Origin of the sequence: Rahnella sp. ChDrAdgB13 (genome assembly GCF_017655185.1) — a bacterium.
Lineage (GTDB): Bacteria > Pseudomonadota > Gammaproteobacteria > Enterobacterales > Enterobacteriaceae > Rahnella > Rahnella contaminans.
The window spans coordinates 63,763-80,850 of record NZ_JAEMGT010000003.1; the positions used below are offsets into that span (position 1 = coordinate 63,763).

The 17,088-nt window shown below is 53.5% G+C and carries 14 protein-coding genes; 9 read left to right on the forward strand and 5 right to left on the reverse strand.

Annotated features, from left to right (window positions below):
• Entirely contained in the window at positions 1-795 is a 795-nt protein-coding gene (gene speD, locus J8X26_RS01570; protein WP_208949989.1) for an adenosylmethionine decarboxylase, read from the forward strand.
• A gap of 72 nt (positions 796-867) precedes the next feature.
• Here speD and J8X26_RS01575 read toward each other — a convergent pair whose 3' ends face one another.
• Genes J8X26_RS01575 through J8X26_RS01585 form a run of 3 tightly spaced genes read right to left on the reverse strand, consistent with a single transcriptional unit; the run spans position 868 to position 3,982 of the window.
• Positions 868-1,626: a DeoR/GlpR family DNA-binding transcription regulator gene (locus tag J8X26_RS01575; RefSeq protein WP_208949990.1), complete on the reverse strand. Its 759-nt coding sequence runs from the start codon at positions 1,624-1,626 to the stop codon at positions 868-870.
• A 36-nt stretch (positions 1,627-1,662) separates the two neighbouring features.
• Positions 1,663-2,643, reverse strand: a complete 981-nt coding sequence (locus J8X26_RS01580; RefSeq protein WP_152325093.1) for a D-threonate 4-phosphate dehydrogenase — start codon at positions 2,641-2,643, stop codon at positions 1,663-1,665.
• On the reverse strand, positions 2,636-3,982 hold the full coding sequence (locus J8X26_RS01585) for a four-carbon acid sugar kinase family protein (protein ID WP_208949991.1): 1,347 nt from the start codon (positions 3,980-3,982) through the stop codon (positions 2,636-2,638). Before J8X26_RS01585 ends, J8X26_RS01580 begins: the two co-directional genes overlap by 8 nt.
• 194 nt (positions 3,983-4,176) lie before the next feature.
• Here J8X26_RS01585 and J8X26_RS01590 point away from each other — a divergent pair, with 194 nt between their 5' ends.
• The 8 genes from J8X26_RS01590 (at position 4,177) to yddG (ending at position 12,323) form a co-directional block, all read left to right on the forward strand.
• Positions 4,177-5,313: an iron-containing alcohol dehydrogenase gene (locus tag J8X26_RS01590; protein WP_208949992.1), complete on the forward strand. Its 1,137-nt coding sequence runs from the start codon at positions 4,177-4,179 to the stop codon at positions 5,311-5,313.
• Between the two features lie 43 nt (positions 5,314-5,356).
• A complete protein-coding gene (locus J8X26_RS01595) occupies positions 5,357-6,244 on the forward strand; it encodes a dihydrodipicolinate synthase family protein (RefSeq protein WP_152325096.1) in 888 nt (295 codons plus the stop codon).
• An 83-nt stretch (positions 6,245-6,327) separates the two neighbouring features.
• Entirely contained in the window at positions 6,328-7,743 is a 1,416-nt protein-coding gene (locus J8X26_RS01600; protein WP_208949993.1) for a sodium:solute symporter family protein, read from the forward strand.
• A gap of 2 nt (positions 7,744-7,745) precedes the next feature.
• Positions 7,746-8,924 carry an exo-alpha-sialidase gene (locus J8X26_RS01605; RefSeq protein ID WP_208949994.1) on the forward strand — a complete coding sequence of 393 codons (1,179 nt, stop codon included), beginning with the start codon at positions 7,746-7,748 and terminating at the stop codon, positions 8,922-8,924.
• A 45-nt stretch (positions 8,925-8,969) separates the two neighbouring features.
• Positions 8,970-9,440 (forward strand): YhcH/YjgK/YiaL family protein, encoded by a 471-nt coding sequence (locus J8X26_RS01610; protein WP_208949995.1) that lies wholly within the window; start codon positions 8,970-8,972, stop codon positions 9,438-9,440.
• Positions 9,441-9,443: 3 nt separating this feature from the next.
• On the forward strand, positions 9,444-10,133 hold the full coding sequence (locus J8X26_RS01615) for an SDR family NAD(P)-dependent oxidoreductase (protein WP_208949996.1): 690 nt from the start codon (positions 9,444-9,446) through the stop codon (positions 10,131-10,133).
• A gap of 340 nt (positions 10,134-10,473) precedes the next feature.
• Positions 10,474-11,343: a hypothetical protein gene (locus J8X26_RS01620; RefSeq protein WP_244370256.1), complete on the forward strand. Its 870-nt coding sequence runs from the start codon at positions 10,474-10,476 to the stop codon at positions 11,341-11,343.
• Between the two features lie 101 nt (positions 11,344-11,444).
• Positions 11,445-12,323, forward strand: a complete 879-nt coding sequence (yddG, locus tag J8X26_RS01625) for an aromatic amino acid DMT transporter YddG (RefSeq protein WP_208949998.1) — start codon at positions 11,445-11,447, stop codon at positions 12,321-12,323.
• A gap of 3 nt (positions 12,324-12,326) precedes the next feature.
• On the opposite strand, the gene yacL is transcribed toward yddG, so the two are convergent.
• Positions 12,327-12,692 carry a protein YacL gene (gene yacL / locus J8X26_RS01630; protein WP_152325361.1) on the reverse strand — a complete coding sequence of 122 codons (366 nt, stop codon included), beginning with the start codon at positions 12,690-12,692 and terminating at the stop codon, positions 12,327-12,329.
• A gap of 106 nt (positions 12,693-12,798) precedes the next feature.
• Positions 12,799-16,920, reverse strand: coding sequence for an Ig-like domain-containing protein (locus J8X26_RS01635; protein WP_208949999.1), 4,122 nt, complete (start codon positions 16,918-16,920; stop codon positions 12,799-12,801).
• Positions 16,921-17,088: the final 168 nt, after the last annotated feature.

Genomic DNA, 17,088 nt, shown 5'->3' on the forward strand with positions numbered 1-17,088 from the left:
TTGCAAAAACTAAAACTGCATGGCTTCAATAACCTGACCAAAAGCCTGAGTTTTTGTATCTACGATATCTGCTACGCCAAAAGCGCAGCCGATCGTGACGGCTATATTGCCTACATTGACAAAGAATATAACGCCAACCGCTTAACCGAGATCCTCACCGAAACCTGTTCGATTATCGGTGCTAACATTCTTAACGTTGCGCGGCAGGATTACGAACCACAGGGCGCCAGCGTCACGATTCTGGTGAGCGAAGAGCCGATTGACCCCTGTGATGTCGATACCACCGAACATCCTGGCCCGCTGCCGAATTCCGTGGTTGCGCATCTCGATAAAAGCCACATCTGTGTGCATACCTATCCGGAAAGCCATCCTGAAGGCGGACTGTGTACGTTCCGCGCCGACATAGAAGTGTCCACCTGTGGCGTGATTTCACCGCTGAAAGCGCTGAACTATTTAATCCACCAGCTGGAATCTGACATCGTCACCATCGATTACCGCGTCCGCGGTTTTACCCGTGACGTGAACGGCGTGAAGCACTACATCGACCATTCCATCAATTCGATTCAGAACTTTATGTCGCAGGACATGAAAGGGTTGTACAAGATGATGGACGTCAACGTGTATCAGGAAAATATCTTCCATACCAAGATGTTACTGAAAGAATTCGATCTCAAGCATTATCTGTTTAATGCAAATCCGGAAGAACTGACTGGGCAGGAACGCAAGGAAATCACCGATTTGCTGTACAAAGAAATGCAGGAAATCTACTACGGCCGGAATCTCCCTGCCGTCTGATCGGCACATAAAAGAAAAGGCCGGGCATCGCGGGATGTCCGGCCTTTTTTTATCGTGAATTCTCAGCTGGTTTCAGGCCAGAGTCAGCGTAAATGGCTGTTCTACCAGCAATTGTCTGATTTCTGAGTTCAGACCTTTATCGGTGATAATGTCAGTCATCCCGGCCAGCGGCGTGACACAAAAAAGCGAGTACGCACCATATTTACTGCTGTCAGCCAGCAACACCCTGCGGCGCGCATTAATGGCAAGATCCTGCTTGAGCCCGGCTTTTTCTTCTGTCGGCGTGGTGATGCCTTTATCCAAACTCCACGAGTTACAACTGATAAACGCGATATCCGGATAGACGCTGCGCAGCAACCGGCGGCCATGCTCGCCGACGCATGACTGACTGCTGTCGTCGATACGTCCGCCAATAATGGTCACTTCGATTTGTTTAAATTCCGATAAAAACAGCGCGATACGCAAATCGGCTGTAATGACCCGCAGAGGCAAATGGGTCAGATTGCGCGCCAGTTCAAGCATCGTGGTGCCTGCATCGAGAACGACGGCATCGCCCGGTTTTACCATAGCAGCAGCGACTTCGGCGATGGCCTGTTTTTCCTGCAGGCTGCGTTGAAGCTTTTCATTGGTCGTCGGCTGGCTGGGAATGAAGCGGTTGAGCGTCACACCGCCGTGGCTGCGGCTGATGACACCCTGCTCGTCCAGTTTGATCAGATCCCGGCGAATGGTCGCCGGGGAGGCCGCAATAGCGGCAACCAGTTGTTCAACGGTGACCAGATTATGGCTTTTCAGATAATCCATAATCTGATCGAGGCGGCTTTGTCCGGTCAACGTGATTCCTTTTTTCCCTGCGCCGCTGGCGCAGAATTACGCCAGTTGTACGGCTAACTGAATGGAGATCGCCATGCTCTCAGACTTGGCTTTTCCTGTCCACGCAATATCAAATGCGGTGCCGTGGTCTGCCGACGTACGAATGAAAGGCAGGCCCGCCGTAATGTTCACGCCGTCATAGAATCCCATCAGTTTCAGCGGAATATGTCCCTGATCGTGATACATCGCCACCACCATGTCATACATCCCTTCGTAGGTTTGCAGGAACACGGTATCCGGCGGACAAGGCCCGGCAACATTAATGCCTTTAGCTTTCATTTTTTCCACAGACGGCCCGACAATCCTGATTTCTTCATCGCCGAACAATCCGTTCTCACCGGCATGCGGATTCACACCCGCCACCGCGATACGCGGGTTTTCGTAACCGACGCGACGCAGGAAGGTATCTGCCATCTGAATAACAGTTTCCACGCGCCCGGCGTTAAGCGTATCGAGGAACTTGCGCAGGGCAATGTGCGTGGTGACATGAATGACTTTCAGCTTGTCGGTGTAAAGCACCATCGCGTAATCGCGGCTGCCCGTTAGTTTCGCCAGCAATTCCGTATGACCCGGATAAATATGCCCGGCAGAATGCATCGCTTCTTTATTAAGAGGAGCGGTAGCGATGGCCTGAACGTGTCCGGCCATCGCCAGTTCGGTGGCGCGTTTCACACAGCGATAGGCCAGATCACCCGCTTCTTTCTGCACTTTTCCCGGTACCAGCGTCTGCGGATCCGCCAGTGGTTCGTCAATCACGTTGATGACGCCCGGCGCGAAATGTGCCTGCGAAACGTCATCGATAATGCGTAATTCAGCGGCTGGCGTGATCCCGAGAGCGAGGATCCGGCGGAAAGTCGCCGCGCATCCGACAACTACCGCAGGCGTACCGGACAACTCACCTTCAGCTAACGCTTTAATGATAATTTCAGGGCCAATACCGGCAGGATCACCCATGGTTACTGCAATAATTTTAGTCACTCAATTTCTCCTCAATAAAGCGTAAAACTTCAAATAGCGTATTTTCAGTGCCGAACCCACCCGCTTTGGTCATAACCGGCAAACGGTTTAGCGGGCTGTCGAGTAAAAATCCCCACGGAACACAGCCTGCAATCTGTCCTTTGATTTCAAATCCTTTCGCACCCAGCGCCCGGGCAACGGCCAGCGCAATATCTCCGCCGGACAGATATAGTCCGCCCGGTTTCGTCTCCGGTTGCTGTAAAACGTTCTGAATCAGTTGCCCGAGAAAGACGGCAATGAGCCCGCCCATTTGCGGGCGGCTGATGTGATTTTGCTGGCAAAACTGGGCAACGGAATGCCGCTGCTCTTCACTCTGGCGGGTACGGATAAAACAATGTTTGCCCTCTGCGATGGCGTGGCGAATTTCAGCAGAAAGCGTCGTCAGCAGCCGGTCTGAATCCGCAGAGAAGAGCCGGAGAACATCAATATCAATCAGTGAAACGGGGCGGTGTTGTTGTACAAAAGTAATCTGCTGCGCCGCGATTTCACTCATTGAGCCGACAACCGCCAGCAGCGGTGCGGCTGTGCGTTCAGTGATATTCTCAGGCGAGGTTTGCGGCGTCAGGCAATGTTGCGCCAGCGCATGGCTCAGGCCGGAAGCACCGACCAGCAGCGGTCTGAATGGCAAACTTTCTGCGGCATGAATAATCAGTTTCAGATCTTCTGCGGACTGACTGTCGGCCACGACAATGCGAACACCCGAGGCCGTCAGCGCGAAAAGCTGTGCCTGAAAATCCCCCGAACGCAGCACCTCAAGGCTGATGTGATGCTGGCGCATCGACGTCTGTTCAGCCAGACGTGCGCCGACGCTGGCCGTGCTGACCGGCGTTTTCGGGTCTGTGGCGAATTCAGTTTCCGTCAGTAAGCGGCCATTCACGTAGCAAAGCCCGTCTTTTATCACTCGCCCGAGTTCGGGTACGGCGGGCGCGATAATCGCCAGCGGGCAATCGAGTGCCATCAGCACAGCTTCGGTTTCTGCCCCCAGATTCCCGCGCAGCGTAGAGTCGATTTTCTTGAAGACCCATCCTTTCTCAGTGGAAAGCGGTGACCCGGCCAGCACAGCCTGCGTGACTTTTTCCGCGGCATCCTCTGCACTCATAGCCCGGCTGTCGGTGCTGTAAATCAGTGCATGACCGGTGCCCACTTTTACCACGCTGCCAGTGACATCAAACTGCACACATACCGACATTCCCTGCGCCACCAGCGCCACGCCAGTATCATTCGCGCCGGTAAAGTCGTCGGCAATCACCAGCAGCCCGGCGGATTTCTGAAGTGCTGTATGAGTTACGGTTTTGGCCATCGTGGCTCCGTGATGAATGAGGTTGGGTTAATCTTGCTGGTTATGATTATATTCAATCATGATTGATTATATGTGAGCAAGTTCAAATTATTCAACTTCAATTTCGCCTATAAATTGCCCTGACGATGTGAGGAGTATCGACCTTTGATGATTGAACTCACTCTTACTAAAGACTCAGACGGCAGGAAAAAGGCATGAATATAGACAGCACGATCATCAGCGGTTATCAGTCATTACAGGACATCGGCTACTTGCTGGCCGGAAAACGTCAGGTTTTACTGGTCAGCGACAAAAACATTATTGGCCTGCCGCCGGTGCAATCGCTGATAGGCCAGCTGGATAACGCAGGCTGCGAGGTGAGCATTATTGATAGTGTGCCGCCGGAACCGAACCAGCATGACGTCGCCGCTATCCTGAAAACACTGCATCAGCCGCAGGTCGATCTGGTGATTGGCGTCGGCGGCGGAAGCGTGCTGGACGTCGCAAAGCTGCTTTCGATTCTGTGCGCCGGAGATGAAACCGTCACGCTCGACAGTCTGCTGGCGGGCGAAAAACCGCAACACCGTACGACGTCGTTACTGATCCCAACCACTGCAGGCACCGGCTCAGAATCCACACCAAACGCGATTCTGGCGATCCCCGAAAAGGAAACCAAAATAGGCATTATCACGCCGGTCATGCTGCCCGATTATGTTGCGCTGGTGCCTGAACTGGCCACCAGCATGCCCGCGCGCATCGCGGCGTCTACCGGCATCGATGCGCTGTGCCATCTGTTCGAATGCTTCACGTCGGTCATGGCTAACCCGGTCAGTGATAACTTCGCGCTGGTCGGCATGAAGAAGCTGTTTGCCAGCCTCGAAACGGCCGTTGCCGAACCGGAAAATCTGCAGGCGCGGCTGAATATGCTGTGGGCGTCATATTACGGCGGCGCATCGATTGCCCATGCGGGCACCCACCTGGTTCACGCTATGTCCTATCCGCTCGGCGGCAAATATCACATTCCTCACGGGGTAGCGAATGCCATTCTGCTCGCGCCTTGTATGGCTTTTGTCAGGCCTTCAGCCGTGAATAAATTTGCGCAGGCCTATGACTTAATTCCAGATGCCGACCGGACATTACGTGAAGAAGAAAAATCCCATGCGCTGGTGGAATATTTTGACGCGCTGGTCCATCGCCTGGATTTGCCGGTCAAATTAAGCCAGCTGAATATCACACCTGACGACATTCCTTATTTGTCGCAGGGGGCAATAGAGGTACAACGTTTAATTAAAAATGTACCGATGCCGGTCAGCAAAAATCAAATAGCGGAAATTTACCGCAGCATTCGTTAACCCCTTATTTCATATCCGATTACAACGACGTAAAGAGAATAAAATGAATAATATTACCGGAGTCTATACCGCCATTGTGACGCCGTTCTCCGCCAGGGGAGAACTCGACGGTGACGCATTGCGCCAGCAGGTAAAACGCCAAAAACAGGCAGGAAATAATATTTTCTGTAACGGCACTAACGGCGAATTCTTTATGCTCAGCGAGCAGGAAAAAATTCAAGTCACAGAGATTTGTCTCGAAGCCGCGGGCGATGACACGGGCGTGATGTCGCATGTCGGCGAGATTTCTACCCGCGACACCATTCGTCTGGGAAAACAGATTGAGAAACTCGGCGTGCGTGCCGTGTCGGTGATTACGCCGTGGTTTGCGGCGTTACGCCCACAGGAGTTGATTGCGCATTTCCGCGCCGTCGCCGATGCGCTGACGGTGCCGGTGTATCTCTACAACATTCCGGCAAGAACCGGTAATACGCTGACGCCAGACGTAGTCCGCGTACTAGCCGATCATCCTAATATCAAAGGGATTAAAGACAGTGCTGGTTCGTACGAGAGCCTGCACGGTTTCCACGAAGTCAGCCAGCAGTTTGCTGATTTTGACGTGCTGACCGGGCCGGATTCACTGATTTATCGCGGTTTCACCGAAGGCAGCGCCGGCTGCATTTCCGGTATCGCCAATATCATCCCCGCACAGGTAAACGCTGTTTACCACCACCTGCAGGAAAACCAGCCTGCCGCCGCCGAAGCGGTTCAGGCAGACATCAATAAGATCCGCACCGATTTATACAGCATTGCGTTTTCACCGGCCGTGGTTAAAAAAGCCGTGAATATGCTCGGGTTTAACGTGGGTGAAAGCCGGTATCCGGTGGAATTCACGCAGGACGATACACAGAAGATCCTGACCGTCATAAAAGAATTTAATTTGCGCGGCTAAACGCGCCTTACCTGACGAATCTACCGATCTCCTGCGCATGAAAGTGCGCAGGCAGGGTCCCCTACGCGCTGTGTGAGGAAAAAATGAAAGAATTTAGCTCATCAGATACGTTAATTATTATTGGCATTGTGCTCGCCTACATCCTGTTCACCACCTGGCTGACCTACCGGTTGCGCAGTAAAACCAGCGGCGATTTCATGGAAGGTTCGCGCGCAATGCCTGCGTTTATTGTCGGCGTGCTGCTGATGTCGGAATACATCGGTGCCAAATCCACCATCGGAACGGCGCAGGCGGCTTTCGAAGGCGGTTTTGCAGCGTCCTGGTCGATTTTGGGTGCCGCCATCGGCTTCCCGATTTTTGGTCTGCTGCTGGTCAAACGTATTTATAACACCGGAAAAATCACGATTTCGGGCGCAATTGCTGAGAAGTACGGCAACACGACCAAGAACATCATTTCAATCATCATGATTTACGCCCTGCTGCTGGTTAACGTCGGGAACTACGTGAGCGGTGCAGCGGCCATTTCTACCGTACTGAAAGTGAATCTGCCGGTGGCAGCCTTTATCACCGCCGTCGTAAGTACGTTCTACTTTGCGTTCGGCGGCATGAAAGGTATGGCGTGGGTGACGATGCTGCACAGCGCTATCAAGTACATCGGCGTGCTGGTGATTTTAGGCATCGCCTTGCACATGACCGGTGGCGTGATGCCGATGGTCAAAGAGATGCCAGATTTCTACTGGACGTGGGACGGCAGCATTGGCGCCAGCACCATCTTCGCCTGGCTGATTGGCACCATCGGTTCTATTTTCTGTACACAGTTCGTCATTCAGGCCATCTCTTCCACCAAAAGCGCGGAGTCAGCCAAGCGTGCTACCTGGGTCGCGTTCTTCTTCTGCGTACCGATTGCGCTGGCGATTGGCATGATCGGCGTGGCGGCTAAATTCCTGCACCCCGACATGAACAGCCTGTATGCGCTGCCTGTCTTTATTCAGGACATGAATCCGTGGCTGGCAGGTCTGGTGACCACGTCGCTGGTGGCTTCGATATTCGTCAGCGTCAGTACCGTTGCGCTGGCCATCGCCTCGCTGATTGTGAAAGATTTCTACGTGCCTTACCGCAATCCAACGCCTGAGCGTGAATTCAAAATGACGCGCTGGTTGTCGCTGCTGATTGGTTTCCTGCCACTGATTTTCGTACTGCTGGTACCGGAAGTGCTGAAACTTTCCTTCTTCACCCGCGCAATCCGCCTCTCGATTTCCGTGGTTGCGGTCATGGCTTTCTACCTGCCGTTCTTCAAAAGCGCGCGCGGTGCGAATGCCGGCCTGATCGGTGCCTGCGTCGTGACGTCCGTATGGTATGTACTCGGCGATCCATTTGGTATCAACAATATGTACATTGCGCTGATCACGCCGGCCATCATTATGGTGATTGACCGTTTGATCCCGCAGCGAGCCGTTAAAAGTAAAAATGCACAAATTATTCAAAAGTCTGGAGCTTAAAGATGACCACTGAAACGTTAACCGTCGAACGCAGCGGAAAAATCCACATCCCGGCAAACGACGCCGCACGTCGGGACGCCATGTTGCCGTCTGATTGCCCGCAAAATCATGCCGCCAATCTGCTGCCTTTGCCCGACGGCAGCCTGCTGTGTACGTGGTTTGCCGGAACTCAGGAAGGGATCGCGGACATCTCGATTTATCTTTCACGCCTGGAAAAAGGTGCGCAAGTCTGGAGCCAGCCAGTAAAACTCTCTGAAGATGCCAGCCGTTCCGAACAGAATCCGGTGCTGTTTCTCGCTCCTGATAATGTGCTTTGGCTGATGTACACCGCGCAGAAATCGGGGAATCAGGACACCGCCATTGTGCGTTTCCGTCAGTCGCAGGATCTGGGCAAAAGCTGGGGCGAAATTGGCACGCTGCTCGGTCAGCCCGGCACGTTTATTCGCCAGCCGGTAACGGTACTCGCGAACGGCGACTGGCTGCTGCCGGTGTTTTATTGCCGGACGCAACCCGGTGAAAAATGGGTCGGCAACAATGATGACAGCGCGGTCAAAATTTCCAGCGATAAAGGCAAAACCTGGCGCGATGTCGCTGTGCCGGAAAGCACCGGCTGCGTACACATGAATATTACGCCGCTGCACGACGGCAGCCTGCTGGCGTTGTACCGCAGCCGCTGGGCAGACTTCATCTATCAGAGCCGGTCTGTCGATGGCGGCAATACGTGGACTGCGCCGCAGCCGACGGGGCTGCCTAACAATAATTCGTCCATTCAGGTCACCACGCTCACCAACGGCCATCTGGCACTGGTGTTTAACAAGATGAGTGCGGCAGATGCCAGTGAACGTCGCGCGTCTTTGTATGATGAAATTGAAGATGAAGAAGACGATGCCCGCTCTGAAGCGCCGGTGGAAACCGGCGGTCGCAGCGCGTTCTGGGGCGCGCCGCGTGCGCCGATGACGCTGGCGATTTCTGAAGACGACGGCCGCACATGGCCTTACCAGCGCAATCTGGAAACCGGTGACGGCTACTGCATGACCAACAATTCGCAGCAAAAACTGAACCGTGAGTTCTCATATCCGAGCATTAAACAGGGGCTGAACGGTGAACTTCACATCGCGTTTACCTGCTACCGTCAGGCGATCAAATACGTCTGCGTCGATGAATCCTGGGTAAAAGGCTGATCCCTCAGGCCCGCTGTCGCGGGCTTTCTTTATCAGGAGCTAAACATGATTACAGGTCATTTACAGGCGCTGGAACTGGCCACATTACCCGATGCACTTCGCCAGATCCTGACACTACCGGCGTGTTCACTGGACGCACTGCGCGCGCGGGAAGACGGGCGTTTTCAGCCGGAAGGCGCTGAGTGGTTTTGCACGATTGGCAACGCGAATACGTCACCGGCGGCGGAACGGCATACGGAATTTCATCGCGACTGGCTGGATATTCAGGTCGTGCTGGAAGGCGAGGAAATCATTGGTTTTGATACGCGAAACGTCACCGGGCAGCCCGCCACCGAACGGAAACCCGATCTGTTTATTCTTGAAGACCCTCAATTGCCGAAAGAGATTTTACTGCGCAGCGGGGATTTTGTGACGTTCGCCCCGGGCGAACCGCATCGCGCATTGTGTTGTACAGACCGCCCGGCCGTTGTGCGCAAAGCCGTTTTCAAAGTTCCGGCTTCGGCATTCAGGAGATAAGTCATGACCTCTGTTCCTGTCAGACATGCACTGGTGACCGGTTGCAGTTCAGGCATTGGCGAAACGGTGTGCCAGACACTGCTGGCACAGGGCTGGAAGGTGACCGGGCTGGCGCGCCGCGAGGTGAGTTTCCCGCACGCTAATTTCACCGGAATTGCACTCGATATCACCGATACGGCAAAACTGACCGCCCTGCTGGAAACGCTTTCCGGCGTTGACGCGCTGATCCACGCGGCGGGCATGATGAAAGCGGCGCCGCTGGGGCAACTGGATACGCAGGCCAGCGCAGCACTGTGGCAGCTGCATGTTGGCGTTGCAGAAGTTCTGGCCAACCGGCTGGTGGACAAAATGCCGGACGGTGGCCGCATCGTATTGCTGGGCAGCCGCACTTCTTCCGGCGTTGCCGGTCGCAGTCAGTATGTCGCGACTAAATCGGCCATGTTCGGAATGGTGAGAAGCTGGGCGGCGGAGCTGGCACCGCGCGGGATTACCGTCAATATTGTTGCGCCCGGCGCGACGCAGACGCCTATGCTGGAAAATCCGCAACGCCAAAGTTCACCGCCGAAGCTGCCGCCAATTGGACGTTTTATCCAGCCGCAAGAAGTCGCCGACCTGGTTTGCTATTTACTCTCCCCTTCAGCATCGGCAATCACCGGCCAGCAATTAATTATTTGTGGCGGCGCATCGCTGTAACTCAATAAGCATTACTTAAGTAAAATAATGTAGCCGTCTTAAAAACCGGCTACACTTCTTAAGACAAATTAATATTTAAAACCCAATAAAATCCTTACTTAAACCAAATTATTCGATCAACGATCTGCGAATTAAGCTAAATTATAAAACTAATATACAGACTATAAATCAAATCAAACTTATATATCACCATTAATTTAACTTACCGCAGATCAAAATATCACTATTTTCTTAAAATTCGATAAATTCCTTTATCTATATCCCTCCGTTTATTAGCATCCCCCTATTGCTTACTAAGCAACCAGCTCCATCCACCAGAAAGCAGAAATAAAAAATGACAATGAGTAAATTAAAGACCGTATCCAGCCTGCTGGTCACGAGTTCTTTATTGGTTTCCGGGGTTTCCCGGGCCGGGGAAAGTTTGTTAAGCAATAATACTGAAGGGATGCGGCACTACGTCAGTTATGGTGCTGAATATTATAAGTGGGACGAATCCGTCGATAATATGGACGGTAAATATGTTGCTGAACATGGCCCGCGCCTGCGTGTTAATTTCGGATCCAATAATTATCTCGATGCCAGAGAAGGTTTATTAAAAGCCTGGGACATGAGCGTGATGTTCGGGATCGTCCGCTATAAAGGCAGCACGCTGGACGATCAGGCCAATGTGCCGAACGGATCGCTTAAGGGGAAAACCTATTACACGGGCTACAGTGCGGATCTGACGCGCGGTTATCGTTACCGGGCATCAGAGAGTGTGTCTTTCGATATGAAAGGTGCACTCGGCGGCCAGGTATGGTTGCGCAACATTCGCTCTGACAATGTCTATATCGCCAGCGAAGATCGAACGCGACGCTATACCGCGGTTGAAGTGTCTTTGCAGCCTTATGCCAAAGCATCACTGGGCGCGAACTGGCAGATGACCGCCGATTCCCGTCTGAGTCTGGAAGGCGGGGCGTTGTATCCGATTAAAACCTGGACGCACAGTAATCAGGGTTCAGTCTGGCTGGAGCCGAAATCTAAGCTCTCGCCATTCACCAGCCTGACCTGGAATATCAACGACGACGTCTTTGTGAAAGCCAGCTACGTGCATCAGAAATACGGTAAATCGGATGAAAAACAGGGTGACCTGAACGGAAACACCGTCGGCTATTACCAGCCTGCGACCACCACGTCCACACTCGGCCTCGAAGTCGGTTTCTACTTTTAATGCATTCTCCTAAAGAGCCAGTTAAGTCGATTGTTGCGGTTTCCACCAACGCAACAATCGCTTATCTTTAAAGCCTTCTTCTTCTGAGGCTTACCTTTCCGATGGATCGTTTCGCCACGCTGTTTGGCGTTCTTGCCATTTTGCTGTGGAGCATGAGCGTGGCGCTCACCCGCAGTCTGTCTGAATCGCTGGGGCCTTTTGGCGCCGCCGCATCAATTTATACCGTCAGCGGGATTATGGTCTGGATGGCGGGCGGAAGACCGTCGCTGCGCGGAGAATCTGCGTCATATCTGATTGTCTGCGGCCTGCTGTTTATATTTTATATGGTGGCGTTTTCACTGGCGATTGGTCTGGCGCATACCCGCCAGCAGATGCTGGAACTCGGGCTGATTAATTATCTCTGGCCGAGCCTGACGCTGCTTTTTGCCGTTCCGTTATTAAAACTGCGGGTACGCTGGTGGATCTGGCCGGGTGTCGTACTGGCTTTTACCGGCGTGCTGTGGGCGATCAGCGGCGGCCACGGGCTGGATATTCATCAGCTGATGCGTAACGTGCGCGGTAATCCGGTGGCCTACAGTCTGGCGCTGGGTGCCGCCGTTTCCTGGGCGCTGTATTCCAATCTGGTCCGCGTTTTATGCAAGGGCAAAGGCGTGCTACCGCTGTTTCTGCTGGCGACCGGTGCGGTGCTGTGGGCGCTGTACTTCACGTATTCTTCGAATCGCATCAGCCTGACGCTACCGGCCATTCTGGAGTTGCTGGCGATGGGCGCGGTGACGGCAATATCTTATCAGTGCTGGGATCTGGCGATGAAAAAAGGCAATGCGACACTGGTCGCGGCGCTGTCGTACTTCACACCGCTCTCTTCGATTCTGATTGCCGGATTGTGGCTGCACACGTTGCCGGGCGCGAGTTTCTGGCCGGGCGTGCTGATGGTGGTCGGAGGTTCGCTGCTTTGCTGGACCGCCTCACGGGGAAAGTAAGTTTTACCGATAAGTCGTGACGAAAGCACGGTATTTGGCGAGGACTTGCAGAAAGTCCTCGACGCCGCAAAACGCCAGACTCTCTTCGTCGTAGTAGCTCATGCCCTCTTCAATCTCATCGCCGTCGAAATCCAGCTGGTTGGCGCGGATCATCACTTCGTCATCGGCCAGCAGCAACGTATATTCATGGCCGACGCGCTGGGTCTGCCGTTCGCTGCCTTTGAGCGCGGCCAGCTCAGCTTCGACAGCATCCAGCACCGTCAGATCGCCCTTCACTTCTTCATTCAGCCAGTGACCAAGCACTTCGTGGCCCATAGAAAAGCGCACTTTGACCTCACCGGTAATATCGCGCAGAAAATCGTAATCCATCATGCCGTCCTTAAATATCATCAAAAGCCACTCATACCTGCTGCATGATACCAATAAAAAAGGCGGAATTTCTTCCGCCTTTCCAGTTTCTGAACCCCGGAGAAGATTAATCCACGGTCAGGCTGACGCTGACTTCATAGGAGAAGGATGGCTTCGTGCTTAACCAGTTTACCCCCGCAAAGCGGATGACACCCCGATAAACACCGGCAGGCAGGCCCGGATTGTCCGCTGATGAATAGTTCAATATAGCGTGAGTACCCGGCCCAGCGTCACAAGAGACAGCTGAGTTGAACGTACGAGTCGTACAATAAGACTGCCGCATGCCACCAAAGGTGACGACCACCTCGTTTCCGTGTTGGTCAGTCAGCGGCGTTGTCAGCGGCGAATTTGTATTTGCCGCGCCAGACCACACCAGAGACGATGGGCCGGTAGTCGGCGACACCGCGATAAAACCTAACTCATTGTAAGCCGTAAATAACGGGGTCGTATATTTAGCGGAGGCACCGCTGACTGCCCAGTCCACATTAAATGAACCGATGAATGTCGTCATGGCCGATTTAGAACTTGTGCCGTAAGTGGCTGTTACCGTCGCATCCCCTTCTTCGGTACCCGAAATCGTCATAGTGGCTACGCCGGACGCGTTGGCCACGCTGGTGCTTTGTCCCAGTGTATTGCGCGTAGTTGCCCAGTTAACTGTCACATTGGGGATCGGATTACCCGTTGCATCCTTCACCGTGGCAGTAAATGTCGTCACGTCGTTGCCGTTATTGGAAACAACCGGCCGGTCCAGCGTCAGTGTGGCAATTTCCGCCGTGCTGAGGTCGGCAATATAGCTCACCTCACCTGCACTTGCGGTTTGCTGCTGCTGGCTGAGCGTTGCTGTCACAATCGCCGTACCGGCTTTGAGCGAAGTGCCTGTCACTGTTGTCGTGCCCGCCTGCGTAGTTTGCGTATTACTGCCCGCCAGAATCACGTTCGGATTATTGCCACTCCAGTCTACGCTGACCGCATTCACCGGGTTGTTGTTGGCATCTTTAACCGTCGCCGTCCAGGAGATAACATCCGTGCCATTTGCCAGCGCCTGAGTTTTATCAGAGGCAAGGGTCAGCTGCGCGGTATTGGCATCAGCCACTATATCTACCGGCAATGTTTTCTGACTGCTGCCGGTGCTGGCGGTCACAACGGTATTTTGCGCCAGTGTTGAGATCAGCGTAGCCGTCGCTACGCCGTTGACATCCGTCACTCCGGATACCGGCGTTAAAACACCTGCCGCATTGTCACTGCTCCAGGTGACCGCAGCCCCCTGAACCGGATGATTATTAGCATCCAGCACCGTTGCGGTCAGGCCGACCGTGTCTTTACCCGCCACTACGGACGCAGTTTTGTCCGCGACCAGCGAATTTATCGTCGCGCTGGCTACGTCTGCCGTAAATGACAAGGTTGAGGACGTTATACTGGCGGCGTTAAACGACGCTTTCACGGTGTAATCCGTGACCTCTGAAGAGGTTAACCGGATAGTGCTTACACCTTGCGCATTGGTTTTAGTACTGCTGGCTGACGTCGTACCGCCGGTCGGGCTCGCCAGCCAGTCAATATCAGCATCCGCCAGCGGATTACCGTTAGCGTCCGTTAACGTTAAACTCAGGGTGATAACATCGGTGCCATTTGCCACTGCCTGAGTTTTATCAGCAGACATCGCGCTAAACTGCGCCGTACTCACATCCGCATTAAATGACGCTGCGGGCGCGATGCTGGCGGTGCCGCCCGGCAGTTGCGCCGAAATAACCACGTCGCCGGCATGAACAGTCGAGACACTCACCTGCGCCTGCCCCTGTGCATCGGTGTTGACGGTGCTGGCGGAAAGCTGCGCAGTGGGCTGATCGCTGCTCCAGCTGACCGGTGCATTCTGTACTTTGTTGCCGTTAGCATCAGTCACCGTCAGGGTGTAGGTGACGGCGTCGGTGCCGTTAGCCAGCGCCTGCGTTTTGTCCTGCTCAAGCCCGGTAATATTCATGCTGGCACTGTCGGCAGTAAATGAGATGAGGTCGGTCATTTTGGCTTCTGTTGTTCCGGCGCGGGCAGAGACTTTCACGTCACCCGCCACCTGTGAAGCCAGCGTGATTTGCGCGTTCCCCAGTTCGTCCGTCGAACCTTGCAGCGCGCTCAGCGTTGCACTCCCCTGCTCCACTTTCCAGTCAACGGTTGCGCCTTGCAGCGGCTGATTTTGGGCATTCACCACACTCGCGATCAGCGTGACTTTATCGGCATTATTTGCCGTTGCCTGCATTTTGTCCGCGTTCAGGCTCATCACCTGCGCAGTGGAAGCATCGGCGCCAAAGCTGAGCGGTTCACTTTGCAGTACACTCCCTCCCTCGATCGTCGCGCTGCCCCGTGTATCCACAACGTTCAGACTGCTGACCGTCACTGTGGCTATACCCTTTTCATCGGTCGTACTTTGTGGCGCTGACAGCCCGATGGCGGCATTATCCGCTTTCCAGGAGACAGTGACGTCCTGATCTGGCAAGCCTTCTGCCGTCAGCACTTCAGCCGTCAGGGTGACCGTATCGGTGCCATTTGCCAGCGCCAGGGTTTTCGATGCGTTCAGCGAACTTAACGAAGGCCAGACCTGCGCATTTTGCAGCACAATTTGCGCGGTTTGCAGGGCATTTTTACCGCTGACCATCGGGGTTATATCAGCAGTCCCCGCGACATTGCCGCTGGTAAAGGTCGCGAGATAAACGCCAGGCGCTGATTCGCTGAAGTTAGAAATAAGGGGATTTTTCACTGCAGTTTGGGACGCTGTGCTGGCACTGGAGGCCGGTGTTAACTTCACAGTAGCCGCCAGTTGCGGGGCAATAGCGGTCACCGGTAACTGATCGGCGCCGGTAATACGCAGTGTCACGGTGGATGTGCTGATGCCATCGGCCAGTAATGTATCGGGACTGACCGTGGTGGAAGACAGCCATGTCGCCGCGTCATAGCCTGTCACGTAGACTTCCATTTCGCTATTGTTCGAGCCGTTGCCTTTGGCGTCAAAGGCTTTACCTCTGACGATGTAATGATTGTTCACCCCGCCGTACTGATAATTTGGCAACGTGATGCTGTACTGGCCAGAGTGTTTATCTTCGGTAATTTTACCGCCGTGTTGCAGGAGTTCATCCGCCTGCCAGTCAATACGATCCAGTCCGTACTTGCTGTTAACCACAACAGAAATCGGGAAGCTGGCGCTTTCTGCGCCTTCGATTCTGGCGGGTAAACCCAGCGAAATCAGATCCTGTTTGCGATAATCCAGCACAATCGTGTTGTTACGGTTGACCAGATCCATACGACTACCGAGCAGCGAGCGCTTCACCGCCACCTGTGACGCATCCAGCTGCTTGTCGAGGCTGACGCCCGGTGCATAACTGAAACTCAGGTTAAACTGAGTATCCCGCGTATCGCCTTTGCCCATTTTCTGACTAACGCCTGCCGTCATGAGCGTAAACGGCGTGTAGTTCAGACCGACAGTGACCGCATAAGGGTCTTTCTGACGGTTATCTTCATCGTTAAACAGATCAACGTTATCGCCGTAGTACTTCTCAAATATCACGCTTGCGCCAAGCTGTGGCCACGCAGGTAAATAACCTTCAGTGCGGATATCAAATCCATTGGCCGCGCGCTCGTCATAATCCTGAAAGCGCTCTGATGCCATCCATTCAGTGAGACGCAGGTAACCATTGGCGGATATTTTTAAATAATCCCAACCTAATTCGCCGCCAACGCCCATACGCTGATGATGATTTTGCGATAACTGACGGTCATAGAATGTATTTGCGCCCCACATCCAGCGCTCATTGAAATGACGATACCCCACACCCGCATTGATAATATCTCGATCGTCCGCGCGGCGGCCACCCAGCTGAGTAAATAACAGGTTAGTTTTGTCGTCGTATATCGGTAACAGAATGTCTAATTCCACCTCTTCCAGAGAGAAATTATTATCTGCTGAAACTTTTACCCGTGCTGTGCCAAATTGATTCAGCCAGGACTCAACGCTTTGCGCCGCCTTGCCAGCAGCCCCCGAAGCCACCATACCTTTCAAGGCATCGCCTGACGACTCACCGGAAAGCAACGCACCAGACTGAGCGGCAAGCCCTGCCAGCGAGGCATCCTGTTCGCTGTCGGGAGTCACACCGGAGGCAGAAGGCGTGCCGGTATTATTGCCAGAAGGTAATTTTTCACCCGGCATTTGCCCGGCGACTACAGAGGGATTGGTTTCAGCAACGGCTTCAAAAGAAAAGGCATACACGCATAGAGAAGAATAAAAAAACTGAACACCAATTTGTAAAAAGCAAATTATTTTTGAGGCGCGCATTGTTTATTTCACTTTATAGTTTTCGATGAAAGCGAAATAAAT

Excerpts from the sequence above, each read along its gene's own strand:
- J8X26_RS01585 (WP_208949991.1), bottom strand. The coding sequence starts at position 3,982 with ATGGCCAAAACCGTAACTCATACAGCACTTCAGAAATCCGCCGGGCTG.
- J8X26_RS01590 (WP_208949992.1), top strand. The coding sequence starts at position 4,177 with ATGAATATAGACAGCACGATCATCAGCGGTTATCAGTCATTACAGGAC.
- J8X26_RS01595 (WP_152325096.1), top strand. The coding sequence starts at position 5,357 with ATGAATAATATTACCGGAGTCTATACCGCCATTGTGACGCCGTTCTCC.
- J8X26_RS01600 (WP_208949993.1), top strand. The coding sequence starts at position 6,328 with ATGAAAGAATTTAGCTCATCAGATACGTTAATTATTATTGGCATTGTG.
- J8X26_RS01605 (WP_208949994.1), top strand. The coding sequence starts at position 7,746 with ATGACCACTGAAACGTTAACCGTCGAACGCAGCGGAAAAATCCACATC.
- J8X26_RS01610 (WP_208949995.1), top strand. The coding sequence starts at position 8,970 with ATGATTACAGGTCATTTACAGGCGCTGGAACTGGCCACATTACCCGAT.
- J8X26_RS01615 (WP_208949996.1), top strand. The coding sequence starts at position 9,444 with ATGACCTCTGTTCCTGTCAGACATGCACTGGTGACCGGTTGCAGTTCA.
- J8X26_RS01620 (WP_244370256.1), top strand. The coding sequence starts at position 10,474 with ATGAGTAAATTAAAGACCGTATCCAGCCTGCTGGTCACGAGTTCTTTA.
- yddG (WP_208949998.1), top strand. The coding sequence starts at position 11,445 with ATGGATCGTTTCGCCACGCTGTTTGGCGTTCTTGCCATTTTGCTGTGG.
- yacL (WP_152325361.1), bottom strand. The coding sequence starts at position 12,692 with ATGGATTACGATTTTCTGCGCGATATTACCGGTGAGGTCAAAGTGCGC.
- J8X26_RS01635 (WP_208949999.1), bottom strand. The coding sequence starts at position 16,920 with ATGCCGGGTGAAAAATTACCTTCTGGCAATAATACCGGCACGCCTTCT.